This window comes from Bradyrhizobium sp. PUT101 (genome assembly GCF_052043945.1).
GTDB lineage: Bacteria > Pseudomonadota > Alphaproteobacteria > Rhizobiales > Xanthobacteraceae > Bradyrhizobium.
The window spans coordinates 2478037-2492344 of sequence record NZ_CP197207.1 but is presented as its reverse complement, the minus strand read 5'-3'; the positions used below and the strand labels follow the sequence as shown (position 1 = coordinate 2492344).

The window sequence follows — 14308 nt, the reverse complement described above, 5'->3', positions numbered from 1 at the left end:
GCTCCGCCTCGGATAGTTCACGAGTGTGCTGTGCTTGAACTCATTGTTATTTCGACCCTGAACGGTGTGCTGTTCGGCATGCTGCTGTTTCTGCTGTCGAGTGGGCTGACGGTCATCTTCAGCATGATGGGCGTACTCAACTTCGCCCACGCCAGCTTCTACATGCTTGGCGCCTTCTTCGGTTATCAATTGACGAAATGGATCGGGTTCTGGCCGGCTTTCGTGCTCGCCCCGCTGCTGGTCGGTGCGATCGGCATGGTGGTAGAACGCTATGGCCTGCGCAACACCCACAAGCACGGTCATGTCGCGGAATTACTGCTGACCTTTGGCCTCGCATTCGCGATCGAAGAGATCGTATCGATGATTTGGGGCAGGAGCCCGGTCGACTATCGCGTGCCGGCACTGCTCGACTTCCCCGCCTTTACGATCTTCTCCACCAACTATCCCGCCTACAAGATCTTCATGCTCGCGGTATCGGTCGCTATCTTCGTCGCGCTATTGCTGGTGCTGAAGCGTACCAGGGTCGGTCTGATCGTGCAGGCGGCGCTGACGCATCCTCATATGGTCGGACACCTCGGCCACAACGTGGGGCGCGTGTTCATGGTGGTGTTCGGTGTGGGCAGTGCGCTGGCAGGCCTTGCCGGTGTCATAGCCGGACCCGCACTGGTGACGCAGTCCGACATGGCGGCCTCGCTCGGGCCTATCCTGTTCGTGGTCATCGTCTTTGGCGGCCTCGGCTCCTTGCCCGGCGCCTTTGTCGCCTCGCTCGTCATCGGCCTGGTGCAGACTTTTGCAGTCGCGTTGAATGGCTCGCTGGCCAGCGTCTTCGGTCCGCTCGATTCATCGGGGGGACCTTCCGCTCTTGCCGACATCTGGAACGTCACGATCGCACAGGTCGCGCCGATCATTCCCTATCTTCTGCTGGTCATCATCCTGATCGTTCGCCCCATGGGCCTGATGGGGACGCGCGAATCATGACTACGGCAACGACATCGGTATCGGGACCCTCAGCGAACGCCGCCGGCGAGAACATGCGCTTCTACGGCATCTGGCTGGCCGGCGTGATCATCCTTATCGTGCTGCCGCTGGTGTTCTCCTCCGGCGGCTCCCTCACGTCCTTCAGCCTGATCGGGATCGCGATCGTGTTCGCGCTCTCTTACAACATCCTGCTTGGACAGACCGGATTGTTGTCGTTCGGCCATGCCGTACACTACGGCCTCGGCGGCTTCGCGGCCTGCCATATGATGAACGCAGTCGTCTCCCACGGCTGGCCGATCCCGCTTCCATTCATCCCGCTGTTCGGCGGCCTCGGTGGCCTTGCGTTCGCCATCCTCGTCGGCTGGCTCATGACCAAGCGTGCCGGTACCGTGTTCGCCATGATCTCGCTGGGCATCGGCGAACTGGTGGCGTCTTCGTCTCTGATCCTCCGGTCGGTCTTCGGCGGCGAAGCCGGCATCACGACGGACCGCACAGCGCTGCCGCGCATGTTCGGCTGGACCTTCGGGCCGCAGATCCAGGTCTACTATCTGATCGCGTTCTGGCTGGTGGTATCGGCGATCGCAATGTACGCACTGACCCGAACCCCGTTGGGGCGGATCAGCAATGCCGTCCGTGACAATCCCGAGCGCGTCCAGTTCATAGGCTACGACCCTCACGTGGTCCGCTATCTCGCGTATTGCTTCGCAGGGTTCTTCGCCGGCATTGCCGGAGGGCTTGCCGCGATCAGTTTCGAAATCGCGAACTCGGCCTATCTCGGTGCGATCCAGTCCGGCCTCGTGCTGTTCGCGACCTTCATCGGCGGCACCGCATATTTCTTCGGGCCGATCCTCGGCGCAATCCTGGTGACCTACCTGCAACTCGGGCTGACCAGCGTCACCAGCGTCTGGCAGCTTTACTTCGGCATCATCTTCATCGGCATCGTGATGTTCTCGCCCGGCGGCATTGCCGGGCTGCTGATGATGCATCGGCCGCTGCTTCGCGCCGGAACGTTATGGACGGTCATTCCATCCTATCTCGTCGCGATCGTGCCGACCGTGGCGCTCGGTTGCGGCGTCATTCTGGTGATCGAGACGATCGCGCGTCATTCCGGCGGGGAGGACAATGCGATCAACCTGTTCGGCATTGCCTTCAATCCCAAGTCTCCAGCCACCTGGATTGCCGCAGCGGTTCTCGTGGCCGGTGGTTTCGTCATCGCGCGATTGACGTGGCGGCGGATTGGCGAAGCATGGGATCGGGCGGCCATGGTCGCGCGCGATCGGGGGTATCTGGCATGACTGCAGCCATCGAAGTCCGCGCCGTCGAGAAGCGCTTCGGCAACGTTGGCATCATTCGCGACCTGAACCTCAGCATCGCGCAGGGCGAACGGCACGCCATCATCGGTCCGAACGGCGCGGGGAAGTCGACGACGTTCAATCTGATCAGTGGGCATATCAAGCCGACTTCGGGTGAGGTCCGGCTCAATGGCGACGTGATCTCCGGCCTGCAGCCGTTCGAGATCAACCGGCGCGGCTTGTCGCGCTCGTTCCAGGTGACGAACGTGTTCGCCCGCATGACTGTATGGGAAAACGTTCGCTGTGCCGTGTTGTGGGCCACAGGGCATCGCTATGCGTTCTGGAAGAACGTGGACAATCTGCCCGAAGTCCGCGAGCAGACCGCCCGGATTCTGGAAGACATTCACCTCACGCACCGGCGCGACGTCCCGGCCGGCCTTTTGACATACGCCGAGCAGCGCGAGCTCGAGATCGGCGTCACGATCGCAGGCGGCGCGACCGTCGTCATGCTTGATGAGCCGACTGCCGGAATGAGCCATGCCGAAACGGAGCGTGCGGTGTCCCTGATCCGGCGCCTGACCGAAGGTCGCACACTGGTCATCGTCGAACACGACATGAGCGTCGTATTCGGACTCGCCGACCGCATCTCGGTGCTGGTCTACGGTCATATCATCGCATCCGGCACGCCTGAGGAGATCCGGCGCGATCCGAAGGTCAAGGAAGCCTATCTCGGTGAGGAGGCGCACTGATGCTGGAGGTCAGGAATCTCCACGCCTATTACGGCAAGAGCCACATTCTCCAGGGCGTCGACCTCGACGTCGCTGCCGGCGAAGTGGTGAGCCTGCTCGGTCGCAACGGCGTCGGCCGGTCGACTACGGTCAAGGCCATCATGGGCGAGGTCAGTCCGCAGGGTACGATCCGCTTCAAGGGCAAGAACATTGCCGGCCTGCCAAGCTACAAGATCGCGCGCCTTGGTCTCGGCTACGTTCCCGAACATCGCGATATCTTCCCGAGCCTGACAGTTCGGCAGAATCTGCTGCTTGGCGTCAAGGACACGCGACGGCCGGGGAAATGGCGGCTGCAGGATATGCTCGACATGTTTCCGAATCTTGCTGCGCGCGCCGACACGCCGGCTGGGGTCCTCTCGGGCGGCGAGAAACAGATGCTGACCACCTGCCGGACGCTCATGGGTGATCCCGATCTTATCATGATCGACGAGCCCACCGAGGGACTCGCCCCCCTGATCGTGCAACAGGTCGGCGATCTCATTACCCGGATCGCGGAAGCGGGTGTCGCAATCCTTCTGGTCGAGCAGAAGCTTTCGATCGCAATGCGAATCTCGAAGCGCCTCTACATCATGGGACACGGCCGCGTCGTCTTCGAAGGTACGCCGGACGAGCTCAAGTTGAACGCTGCAGTGCGCCAGGAGTGGCTGGAGGTGTGATCTGACGCCAGCCCCGCACGATCCACGAATGGCAATCTTGACCGGAGATCGCGCCAGCGCATGGACGAGAGCGCCGGTCGGAAGCAGCGGCGGCTGCGCCATGAGGCGCGGCTGCTTGCCTCGGCGAGGCTGCGCACCGTGAACGAGGAACGGGTCGCATAGATAGACCGTGCCCAGCCGGTCGCCAATTCCAAGATCGCTTGGATGCACTCCAGATACGAGGCTCGCTATGGTTGGGAGTAACTCTCTGACATTCCCGCGTAGCGTCCGCAGCGCGGCGGCCGTTCCTCGAGGATCTGCCGTACGGATTGCGAACATCGCCCGCACCTGACGGTGCAGCCCAGGCAGTCGTAGACTTGTGCAGCCGAAAAGAGTTCGTCGTCAGTCGAGCCGACCGCACCCCTGATGTCGTGATCGCTGATGATGTTGCAGGAGCAGACGATCATGCTGGATTCCGCTGCGCGATGCGATGTGCGGTGTGGGACCTGACCGCGGCGGCCGTTGCGTTGGCAATAGCGCGCCCGCGCTGATCCGTTCCGGTCCACTGGGCGTCCCGCCCGCGCGGATCGATCTCCAGCAGCTTGACGCCAGCCGGAACTTCACTGCCGTCGCGAGCGATGCCGCGCAGAACTCCGTCGCGCGGCGCGAGCACGGGAACGCCGGAAAGGTGGCCGAGCACGAGACCCTTGTAAACGCGGGTGCCGATCTCGACCGGCGTGTGCCATCGCCCTGCGAACGGCGAATAGACGAACCGTTCTGCGCCCACATCGCCCAGTGAACTTGCAATGCCATCGGCAGTGTCGGTCCAGCGCGCGTCGGCGACAAGCCCGATCTTGCCGGGCCGGGTCTCCACCGCGATGTCGCAATTGGAGTTCGACGAGAATCCGGGGCCCAGCCCGATAGCGAGCCGGGCGAGCCGCCTCAGATCGGGCGTAACCCGGCGCTTCTGCAGTCGCGCATCGATCAGGAGGTCAATGTGGCGGACCGGAAGTAGGTCGAGTAGGCCAAGCCAGGTGACCAGGATTTGCGCCGGCCGGCGGAGCGCCTGGTAGACCTGCACGCCGTCGTCGACGCGCTCGGCGACGACGTCCTCGAGCTGCGCAGTATCGGTGAAGAGCGCGTCGTGAAAGGCCATCTTGCGCCGGATCACCGGAGGATCGGGGTCGTGGGAGAGTACGACACAATATCCAATGCGCACGAGCTGCAGGCCGATCGCAGATGCGATCTCATTGGTGCCGAGGATAACGGCAAAGGGTCGATGGTCGTTCGGCTGGGGCATCTGAAACTACGTTTGCGGAGTAAGTGCAGCAAGGCGCGATCAAGCTTGGAACAGGATGAGCAAGAGCCGGGCCATTTGGAATGATTGAAAAACAGCTCTCAACTGCTGGCCAGCATTCAGAAAGGAGAAACGCACCGTAATGGCGCCGCCTGGTCCGAAAGCGAACATGCGCGTGTTGTGAACCTTGCAGCGTGTCGCGAAGTCGACATTCGGTCGCGAAAACTGCAGCGATTGGGCGGCAGGGTGTGGCCCAATTCCTGCAAAGTTGCTTCTATCGTCATTGTCTGGCGTCCGGTGCGGACGCGGTGAGGAGTTTTGGTGGCACTCGATCTTCTGGATCGCGATAGTGCACCGGGTGGCACGTCGGCACCCGACGTCGCACTGTGCCCGTTTCATGGCGACAGGTCGCGAGCACAAAGTGGCGAGCGGAAAACGCTCGTGCTGACTGGCGCGTCCCGAGGAATCGGCCATGCAACGGGAAAGCTGTTCTCCGAAGCCGGCTGGCGCATCATCACCTGCTCGCGGCAGCCATTCGACACCGGTCGATGTCCCTGGGACGCCGGGACGGACAACCATGTGCAGGTCGAATTGAGCGACCATCGCGCGCTGCCCCGGGCCGTCGCCGAGATCAGGGAGCGGCTCAACGGCGGGCCGCTGCATGCACTGATCAACAACGCGGGCATTTCGCCCAAGGCTGCCGACGGCACGCGGATGAACTCGCTGACGACGCCGGTCGAAACCTGGATGAGCGTGTTCCACGTCAACCTGCTCGCACCGGTTCTTTTCGCGCAGGGGCTGGTCGATGAGCTGAAGCGAGCCGCCGGCGCGATCGTCAATGTCACCTCGATCGTGGGCTCCCGGGTGCATCCCTTTGCCGGCACCGCCTACGCGACGTCGAAGGCAGCGCTTGCATGCCTGACACGCGAGATGGCGCACGACTACGCGCCGTTCGGAATTCGCGTCAACGCGATCGCGCCAGGCGAGATCAAGACCGACATCCTGTCGCCGGCGACCGAGGCTCAACTTGCGCCGATCATCCCGTTGCATCGCGTGGGCACGCCGGACGAGGTCGCGAAGGTGATCTTCTTCCTGTGCTCCGATGCGGCCAGCTACGTCACAGGTGCGGAAGTACCGATCAACGGAGGGCAGCACGTGTAGTCAGGGGGCGGCGGTCCGTCACGGAAGAAGTTTCGCGGATTTGCGCTGGATCAATGCGGCGACCTCGATCTTGAGCATGTCGCGTATCCCGATGGCAAATTCCGTGAAGCGGATGACAAAGCGTGCAAGTGCGACGGAATCTTTTTGCAGCAATGCCGACAAGTTGAGCGCGACTCTCGACACGACATGAATGAGAATAAGACAAATTCCAGAGAACGCGGCCGGGAGGATCTAACAGGCAACGGAGATTCCGTCATGCTGAATGCTGCTCCGTCGGTTGAACGACACAGGGCCGATCAGACGGCACCGATCGTACCGCTCAGTGAGATCGCGCTGACCGGCATCTTCGAAATCTCGAAAATTCTGACGGCGCCAACGCGGCTGGAGACGACGCTCGCGAACGTCGTCAATCTCCTGCAATCCTTTCTCCAGATGCGCCACGGCGTGGTCGCGCTACTCGCCGACGACGGCATTCCCGACCTCGCGGTCGGAGCCGGATGGAGCGAAGGCAGTGACGAACGCTATCGCGGGCGGTTGCCGCAGAAGGCTGTTGATCAGATCGTCGCGACCGCAATGCCGCTGGTTGCAGAAAATATTGCCACCCATCCCGCCTTCAGCCCGGCGGACGTGGAGACCCTCGGAGCCTCGGAGACGATCCGCGTGTCTTTCATCGGCGTCCCGATCCGCATCGATGCCAATGTCGTAGGCACCCTGACCGTCGACAGGATCTGGGACGAGCGATCGATGTACCGGCTCGATTCCGACGTGCGTCTGCTGACGATGGTCGCCAATCTCGTTGGCCAGACCGTGAAGCTGCATCGGATCGTCGCGCAGGATCGCGAACGGCTGATGCATGAGAGCTACCGCCTTCAGAAGGAACTATCCGAGCTCAAGCCGGCTCGCGATCGTCGCAAGGTTCACGTCGAAGGCATCATCGGTGACAGTCCGGCGCTGCGTGGGCTGCTGGAAAAGATCGCCGTCGTGGCCAAGTCGAACTCGACTGTCCTGCTGCGGGGTGAATCCGGCACCGGCAAGGAGCTGATCGCGAAGGCCATTCACGAACTTTCGCCGCGAGCCAAGCGTCCGTTCATCAAGATCAACTGCGCGGCTCTGCCGGAATCGGTGCTGGAGTCCGAGCTGTTCGGCCATGAGAAGGGCGCCTTCACCGGTGCGCTCAATTCACGGAAGGGCAGGTTCGAGCTGGCCGACAAGGGCACTCTGTTCCTGGACGAGATCGGTGAGATATCCGCGTCGTTCCAGGCCAAGCTCCTGCGCGTGCTCCAGGAGCAGGAGTTCGAGCGCGTGGGTGGCAACCAGACCATCAAGGTCGATGTTCGCGTCATCGCAGCGACCAACCGCAACCTGGAAGAAGCCGTCGCGCGCAACGAATTTCGTGCCGACCTCTATTACCGAATCAGCGTGGTCCCGATGATGCTGCCGCCGCTGCGCGAGCGGCGCACCGATATTCCGCTGCTTGCCAACGAGTTCCTGAAGAACTTCAACACCGAGAATGGCCGTGCGCTGTCCTTCGATCGGCATGCGATCGAGGTCCTGATGAGCTGCGGTTTTCCGGGCAACGTGCGGGAGCTCGAGAATTGCGTGCAGCGCACGGCGACACTGGCACCAGGCCCGGAGATCGTCAGGAACGATTTCGCGTGCTGTCACAGCCAGTGCCTGTCGGCCATGTTGTGGAACGGCGCATCCGAGGGCGTGGCGCAGCGCTCGTTGCCCATCGTGCCACTCTCGGTCCTTCCGGCCTCCGCTGCGCGAGAGGGGGGCGTCGGCGGCTCTCCGTCGGCTGTTGAGCCGGTGTCGCCGGCGGCGAGCGCTTCTCCCCTGTCGCTGAGCGGGAGCGTGGCCGAGCGCGAGAGCGTCATCGCGGCCATGGAGAAATCCGGCTGGGTCCAGGCCAAGGCTGCGCGCCTGCTCGGCCTGACGCCGCGGCAAATCGGATACGCGCTGAAGAAGCACGGCATCGAGGTCAAGCGGCTCTGACGACGACTGTCGCAGATGCGACATGCTGTCGGGGCCACGACAACCGGCCTCGCGCAAAATTACGCTTGAATTTCAGGCCTTTCAGGGTTGGCACGGCGCTTGAAAGAAGGTGTCCGACGGCATCGTCTGCTCAAGGAGTCGGAACACATGTCTTACAAGATTGTCGCCTCGCAATGCACGGTTTGCGGCGCATGTGAGTTCGAGTGCCCGAACGCCGCGATCAGCCTCAAGCGCGACATGTACATCATCGATCCCAAGAAGTGCACGGAGTGCGAAGGAAGTTTCGACGCACCGCAATGCGCGGCCGTCTGTCCGGTGCCCGACACCTGCATCCCGGCCTGAGGCGCCTCCATGATGCGGTCGAGGGTGGCGGACTGGAAATCTCATTCGCGGACGGAGTGATAGATGGCGGCGGTTCAGGAAACCATCGAACGGGTTCGCGACATCGACGTCGATCAGTATCGTTATGGGTTTGAGACCCTGATCGAGTCCGACAAGGCCCCCAAGGGGCTGTCGGAAGACACCGTCAGGTTCATCTCCGAGAAGAAGAACGAGCCCGCCTGGATGCTGCAGTGGCGGCTGGAAGCCTATCGGCGCTGGCTGACCATGACTGAGCCGACCTGGGCCCGTGTCGACTATCCCAAGATCGACTTCCAGGATCTCTATTACTATTCGGCGCCGAAGCCGAAGAAGACGGTGTCCTCGCTCGACGAGATCGATCCGGAGATCCTGAAGACGTACGAGAAGCTCGGCATCCCCTTGCGGGAAGTCGCCATGCTCGAAGGCGTCGAGCCGAAGGTGGGGGAGGAAGACCCGGCCCGCCGCAAGATCGCGGTCGATGCCGTCTTCGATTCGGTGTCGGTTGCGACCACGTTCAAGGCCGAGTTGAAGAAGGCCGGCGTGATCTTCATGCCGATCTCGGAGGCGATCCGCGAGCACCCTGAATTGGTGCAGAAATATCTCGGCTCCGTGGTTCCGACCTCGGACAATTTCTACGCGACGCTGAACTCGGCGGTGTTCTCCGACGGCTCGTTCGTCTACGTGCCGCCGGGCGTGCGCTGCCCGATGGAGCTGTCGACCTATTTCCGCATCAACGAGCGCAACACCGGCCAGTTCGAGCGCACGCTGATCATCGCCGACAAGGGCTCCTACGTCTCCTATCTCGAAGGCTGCACCGCGCCGCAGCGCGACGAGAACCAGCTGCACGCCGCCGTGGTCGAGCTCGTCGCGCATGACGACGCCGAGATCAAATATTCGACGGTGCAGAACTGGTATCCCGGCAATTCGGAAGGCAAGGGCGGCATCTACAATTTCGTCACCAAGCGTGGCGACTGCCGCGGCAACAATTCCAAGATCTCCTGGACCCAGGTCGAGACCGGCTCTGCCATCACCTGGAAATATCCGAGCTGCATCCTGCGCGGCGACAATTCCCGCGGCGAGTTCTACTCGATCGCGATCTCGAACGGCTATCAGCAGGTCGATAGCGGCACCAAGATGATCCATCTCGGCAAGAACACGACGAGCCGGATCATCTCCAAGGGCATCGCCGCCGGCAAGTCGCAGAACACCTATCGTGGACTGGTGACGGCACACCGCAAGGCAACCGGCGCGCGCAACTTCACGGCCTGCGATTCGCTGCTGATCGGCGACAAATGCGGCGCGCACACCGTGCCGTACATCGAGGCGAAGAACTCGTCGGCGACGTTCGAGCACGAGGCGACGACCTCGAAGATCTCCGAGGACGTGCTGTTCTACTGCATCCAGCGCGGGCTTTCGCAGGAGGAGGCGGTCGGCCTCGTCGTCAACGGCTTCGTCAAGGACGTGCTGCAGCAGCTGCCGATGGAATTCGCGGTGGAAGCGCAGAAGCTGATCTCGATCTCGCTCGAAGGGAGCGTCGGATGACTGTCTTTGGACCTACCAGGCAAGGAGAAGTGTGATGACGGCGCTCCTCGATATCCGCGGGCTCAAGGCCGAGATCGACGGCCGCCAGATTCTCAACGGGCTCGACCTCACCGTCAACAAGGGCGAGATCCACGCCATCATGGGTCCGAACGGCGCCGGCAAGTCGACGCTGTCCTATGTGCTGTCGGGCAAGCCGGGCTACGAGATCACCGGTGGCGAGGTGTTCTTCAACGGCGAGGATCTCCTTGCCATGGACCCGGACGAGCGGGCGGCAAAAGGGCTGTTCCTGGCCTTCCAATACCCGCTCGAAATTCCCGGTGTCGCAACACTGACGTTCCTGCGGACGGCGCTCAATGCCCAGCGCAAGAAGCGTGGCGAAGAGGAATTGTCTTCGCCCGACGTGCTGAAGCGGGTGCGCGAGCTCGCCAAGCAGCTCAGCATCGACCCCGAGATGCTGAAGCGACCGCTCAATGTCGGCTTCTCGGGTGGCGAAAAGAAGCGCAACGAGACGCTTCAAATGGCGCTGCTGGAGCCCAAACTTTGCGTGCTGGACGAGACCGATTCCGGCCTCGACATCGACGCGCTACGCATCGTCGCCGACGGCGTCAATCGCCTGCGTGCGGCCGATCGCGGCATGATCGTGATCACGCACTATCAGCGGCTGCTCGACTACATCGTGCCTGACGTCGTGCATGTGCTGTCTGCGGGCCGCATCGTCAAGACCGGCGGCAAGGAGCTCGCGCTCGAACTGGAGGCGACGGGCTACGCGCAGTATCAGAGCGAGGCGGCGTGATCCCATGAATGCCGAGATCCGTCCCGTCAAGACCGCCGCCGAGGTCGGTTTCGTCGATCTGTTCGCGGCCGCGCGCGAGAGTCTGCCCGGCGGGCACAAGGTCGGGGCGGTCCGGCGCGATGCCTTCGACCGCTTCGCGGCGCAAGGCCTGCCGCATTCCCGGATCGAGAACTGGAAGTATACTGACCTGCGGCGCCTGTTGCGTGATGCCAAGCCGTTGGCTTCGCGCTCCGATGCGGCAGCCGGGAGCGTCGCTCACGAGGCGGGTGCGGTCTTCGGCGGCCTCGACCTCCGGCGGCTGCTGATCGTCGACGGCGCCTTCGCGCCCGAACTCTCCGATCTCGCCGGGCTCGAACCCGGCGTCGTCGTTCGCGCGACGGCCGAAGCACTGGCGGCGGACGAAATGGTTCTTCCGCTCGACATGACCGGAAGCGATCCGGTCGCTGCGCTCAACACCGCATTCGCCGCCGACGGTGTCGTGATCACGGTCGCCCCCGGCGTCGTCGTCGAGCGGCCGATCCATCTCGTCTTCGTGACTACGGGCGGCGCGCCCGCGGCGATGTTCACACGGTCGCGACTGGATCTCGGCAGCGGTGCGGCCCTCACGCTCGTCGAGACCCACGAGGGCCCGGATCAGTCAGATTACCAGGTCAATGTGGCCTTGCAGGTGGATGTCGGAGACAGGGCCCGTCTGGACCACGTCACGATCACCGGCGAAGGCGCAGCTGCGCTGCATATCTCGACGCTCGAGGCCTCGACAGGGGCGGGCGCGAGCTATCGCAACTTCGGCTTCACCATCGGTGGTGCCGTGGTGCGCAATCAGCTCTTTGTGAAGCTGGCGGGTGAGGGTGCCGTCGCCAATGTGCATCAGGGAAGCCTTCTGGCCGGCCGCCAACATGCAGATACCACGCTCGTCGTCGACCATGTCGCCGCTGCTTCGCAGAGCCGGGAGGTCTTCAAGGCGGTCGTGGACGATGAGGCTCGGGCCGTGTTCCAGGGCAGGATCACGGTGCAGCCCGGCGCGCAGCAGACCGATGCCAGGATGATGGCGAGGGCGCTGCTCCTGTCCGACGAGGCCGTCGCCAATTGCAAGCCGGAGCTCGAGATTTTCGCCGACGACGTTCAGTGCGGACACGGCACCACCACGGGCGCGCTGGACGATCAGTTGAAGTTTTTTCTGATGGCGCGCGGCATTCCGGAAAAGGAAGCCGAGGCGCTGCTGATCCAAGCCTTTGTCGGCGAGGTGATCGACGCCGTCGCGCGCGACGATCTGCGCGAGGCATTGACGCAGGTATTGCTCAACTGGCTCGAGGGGCGGGATTAGTTCCATGCATCCGGCGGTCGCCAACGGAAGTTACGACGTAAATCGCGTCCGCCAGGACTTTCCAATCCTGTCGACGCAGGTGCATGGCAGGAAGCTGGTCTATCTGGACAATGCCGCCTCGGCCCAGAAGCCCAATGCCGTGCTTGACCGGCTGACGCAGGCCTATACCAGCGAATACGCCAACGTGCACCGTGGCCTGCATTATCTCGCCAATGCCGCCACCGAAGCTTATGAAGGCGCGCGCGATAGGATTGCCCGCTTTCTCAATGCAGAGCGGCGCGAGGAGATCATCTTCACCCGCGGGGCCACGGAGGCGATCAATCTCGTGGCGCAGACGTTCGGTCGCGAAAGGATCGGCGAGGGCGACGAGATCGTACTCTCGATCATGGAGCACCACGCCAATATCGTGCCATGGCACTTCCTGCGCGAACGGCAGGGGGCCGTGATCAGATGGGCTCCGGTCGACGATGAGGGCAATTTCCTGATCGACGAGTTCGAGAAGCTCTTGAGCGCAAAGACCAAGCTGGTCGCAGTCACCCAGATGTCGAACGTGCTGGGCAGTGTCGTTCCGGTCAAGGAGATCGTCCGGCTCGCGCATGCCCGCGGGATTCCCGTCCTGGTCGACGGTTCGCAAGGCGCGGTCCACATGGATGTCGATGTGCGCGACATCGGCTGCGACTTCTACGTCGTCACCGGGCACAAGCTGTACGGGCCGACCGGCATCGGCGCGCTCTACGGCAAGTATGAGCATCTGGCGGCCATGCCGCCCTTCAACGGCGGCGGCGAGATGATCCGCGAAGTCTCGCGCGATGCCGTCACCTATGGTGAACCGCCGCATCGCTTCGAGGCCGGCACGCCGCCGATCGTGCAGGCCATCGGCCTCGGCGCCGCCATCGACTATGTCGAATCGATCGGCAAGGAGCGGATCCGCAGGCACGAGAGGAGCCTGCTTGCCTATGCCGAGAAACGGCTGCGCGGGATCAATTCGCTGCGGATCATCGGGGCCGCCGCCGACAAGGGCGCGATCGTGTCATTCGAGATGAAGAGCGCCCACGCCCACGACGTTGCGACCCTGATCGATCGCTCCGGCGTCGCGGTACGCGCTGGAACCCATTGCGCAATGCCGCTGCTCGACCGCTTCGGCGTGACCGCCACCTGCCGCGCTTCGTTCGCGCTCTACAACACCTTGGAGGAGGTCGACGCGCTGGTCGAGGCCCTGACCAAGGCCCAGGAGCTGCTCTCATGAGCGAGCAGATCGGCACCAGGCCACGTCCCGTCAAGCCGCGGCCAGTTGCCCGCATCGTCTGCGATGCCCATCGTCGCCGAACGGCGCGGAACATGGAGCGGCGCTTCACCGGCGAGTTCTCGGTCGGTGAACCGATCCGCGCCGCGGCGCTGATCAGGAACGACGGCATGTATCCGCACAAGGATGTCGGCGAGCCGCTCGTGCACCCCGGCGATGCCGGCGTTGTGCGCGAGAGCTGGCGCTTTCTCGGCGAGGTCTACTACACGGTCGAATTCACGGCCCGGTCGGTGTTCGTCATCATGGCGGACCACGAGATGATGCGGATGGGAACCGCGTTCGACGTCGCCTGACGTTCTCCAGGTTTCATACGGCTTCCGCCAGCGCGGCCGTCGCATCTGCGCGCGTTCTCGCTACCATCGATCGGAATCCGTTCGAGCGCTGCGGCGTCAGGTGCTCGCCGAGCCCGAGCCGCTCGAACAAGGCGAGGGGATTCTCCCCTGAGATCTCGGAGGCCGATCGTCCCGACAGCAGCGCGATCAGGATCGCGACCAGGCCGCGGACGATGTGAGCATCGCTGTCGCCGGCAAAGGTGAGGAACGGCCGCCCGTCGCGGTGCTCGATGGTGGTCGCAAGCCAGACCTGGCTGACGCAGCCCTGCACCTTGTTCGCGTCCGTCCGGTGCTCGTCCGGAAAGGGCGTCAGCTTGCGGCCCAATTCGATGACGTAGCGGTAGCGGTCGTCCCACTCTTCGAGGAGCGAGAAGTTCTCGATGATGTCGTCGATCGGCGTTGGCTGAGATCTTGTTTCAAACTGCATGATCGCCTCGATGCACTGGTGAGATGCGTCAAGCAAGCTCCATACCGCGGCGCGGAGCGATGCTTCCCTGCAAGAAAATGC

16 protein-coding genes are annotated in these 14308 nt (G+C 63.0%); 12 read left to right on the top strand and 4 right to left on the bottom strand.

Features of this window, described 5'->3' with window-relative positions; genetic code table 11:
- The first annotated feature begins 30 nt into the window (after positions 1-30).
- The 4 genes from ACSHT2_RS12255 to ACSHT2_RS12240 are packed head-to-tail and all read left to right on the top strand — an operon-like array spanning position 31 to position 3714.
- Complete coding sequence (locus ACSHT2_RS12255; protein WP_440641786.1) at positions 31-978, top strand: branched-chain amino acid ABC transporter permease; 948 nt, start codon at positions 31-33, stop codon at positions 976-978.
- Complete coding sequence (locus ACSHT2_RS12250; protein ID WP_440641785.1) at positions 975-2273, top strand: branched-chain amino acid ABC transporter permease; 1299 nt, start codon at positions 975-977, stop codon at positions 2271-2273. The genes ACSHT2_RS12255 and ACSHT2_RS12250 overlap by 4 nt, the downstream gene beginning before the upstream one ends.
- Entirely contained in the window at positions 2270-3019 is a 750-nt protein-coding gene (locus ACSHT2_RS12245; RefSeq protein WP_440641784.1) for an ABC transporter ATP-binding protein, read from the top strand. Before ACSHT2_RS12250 ends, ACSHT2_RS12245 begins: the two co-directional genes overlap by 4 nt.
- Positions 3019-3714, top strand: coding sequence for an ABC transporter ATP-binding protein (locus ACSHT2_RS12240; protein ID WP_124161889.1), 696 nt, complete (start codon positions 3019-3021; stop codon positions 3712-3714). Before ACSHT2_RS12245 ends, ACSHT2_RS12240 begins: the two co-directional genes overlap by 1 nt.
- 227 nt (positions 3715-3941) lie before the next feature.
- On the opposite strand, the gene ACSHT2_RS12235 is transcribed toward ACSHT2_RS12240, so the two are convergent.
- Both ACSHT2_RS12235 and ACSHT2_RS12230 read right to left on the bottom strand, forming a co-directional pair.
- A complete protein-coding gene (locus ACSHT2_RS12235) occupies positions 3942-4160 on the bottom strand; it encodes a (2Fe-2S)-binding protein (RefSeq protein WP_440641783.1) in 219 nt (72 codons plus the stop codon).
- Entirely contained in the window at positions 4157-4993 is an 837-nt protein-coding gene (locus ACSHT2_RS12230) for a xanthine dehydrogenase (RefSeq protein ID WP_440641782.1), read from the bottom strand. The genes ACSHT2_RS12235 and ACSHT2_RS12230 overlap by 4 nt, the downstream gene beginning before the upstream one ends.
- Positions 4994-5311: 318 nt before the next feature.
- On the opposite strand from ACSHT2_RS12230, the gene ACSHT2_RS12225 reads away from it, so the two are divergent.
- The gene (locus ACSHT2_RS12225) at positions 5312-6151 is read left to right on the top strand and encodes an SDR family NAD(P)-dependent oxidoreductase (protein ID WP_440641781.1); all 840 of its coding nucleotides are present in this window, start codon (positions 5312-5314) and stop codon (positions 6149-6151) included.
- 18 nt (positions 6152-6169) lie between these two features.
- Here the strand turns inward: ACSHT2_RS12225 and ACSHT2_RS12220 are convergent, their stop codons facing one another.
- Positions 6170-6313: a hypothetical protein gene (locus tag ACSHT2_RS12220; protein WP_440641780.1), complete on the bottom strand. Its 144-nt coding sequence runs from the start codon at positions 6311-6313 to the stop codon at positions 6170-6172.
- 93 nt (positions 6314-6406) lie between these two features.
- Here ACSHT2_RS12220 and nifA point away from each other — a divergent pair, with 93 nt between their 5' ends.
- The 7 genes from nifA to ACSHT2_RS12185 all read left to right on the top strand — a co-directional run bounded on the left by nifA (position 6407) and on the right by ACSHT2_RS12185 (position 13761).
- Complete coding sequence (nifA, locus tag ACSHT2_RS12215; protein WP_440641779.1) at positions 6407-8146, top strand: nif-specific transcriptional activator NifA; 1740 nt, start codon at positions 6407-6409, stop codon at positions 8144-8146.
- A gap of 147 nt (positions 8147-8293) precedes the next feature.
- Positions 8294-8488: a 4Fe-4S dicluster domain-containing protein gene (locus ACSHT2_RS12210; protein WP_319334729.1), complete on the top strand. Its 195-nt coding sequence runs from the start codon at positions 8294-8296 to the stop codon at positions 8486-8488.
- 63 nt (positions 8489-8551) lie between these two features.
- A complete protein-coding gene (sufB, locus tag ACSHT2_RS12205) occupies positions 8552-10048 on the top strand; it encodes a Fe-S cluster assembly protein SufB (protein WP_440641778.1) in 1497 nt (498 codons plus the stop codon).
- Positions 10049-10082: 34 nt separating this feature from the next.
- Positions 10083-10841, top strand: coding sequence for a Fe-S cluster assembly ATPase SufC (gene sufC, locus ACSHT2_RS12200; RefSeq protein WP_440641777.1), 759 nt, complete (start codon positions 10083-10085; stop codon positions 10839-10841).
- A 4-nt stretch (positions 10842-10845) separates the two neighbouring features.
- Positions 10846-12165 (top strand): Fe-S cluster assembly protein SufD, encoded by a 1320-nt coding sequence (gene sufD / locus ACSHT2_RS12195; protein WP_440641776.1) that lies wholly within the window; start codon positions 10846-10848, stop codon positions 12163-12165.
- Positions 12166-12169: 4 nt separating this feature from the next.
- A complete protein-coding gene (locus tag ACSHT2_RS12190; protein ID WP_440641775.1) occupies positions 12170-13411 on the top strand; it encodes a cysteine desulfurase in 1242 nt (413 codons plus the stop codon).
- Positions 13408-13761 carry a nitrogen fixation protein NifZ gene (locus tag ACSHT2_RS12185; RefSeq protein WP_440641774.1) on the top strand — a complete coding sequence of 118 codons (354 nt, stop codon included), beginning with the start codon at positions 13408-13410 and terminating at the stop codon, positions 13759-13761. Before ACSHT2_RS12190 ends, ACSHT2_RS12185 begins: the two co-directional genes overlap by 4 nt.
- 13 nt (positions 13762-13774) lie before the next feature.
- Here the strand turns inward: ACSHT2_RS12185 and ACSHT2_RS12180 are convergent, their stop codons facing one another.
- On the bottom strand, positions 13775-14227 hold the full coding sequence (locus ACSHT2_RS12180; RefSeq protein WP_440641773.1) for a SufE family protein: 453 nt from the start codon (positions 14225-14227) through the stop codon (positions 13775-13777).
- Between the last annotated feature and the right edge of the window lie 81 nt (positions 14228-14308).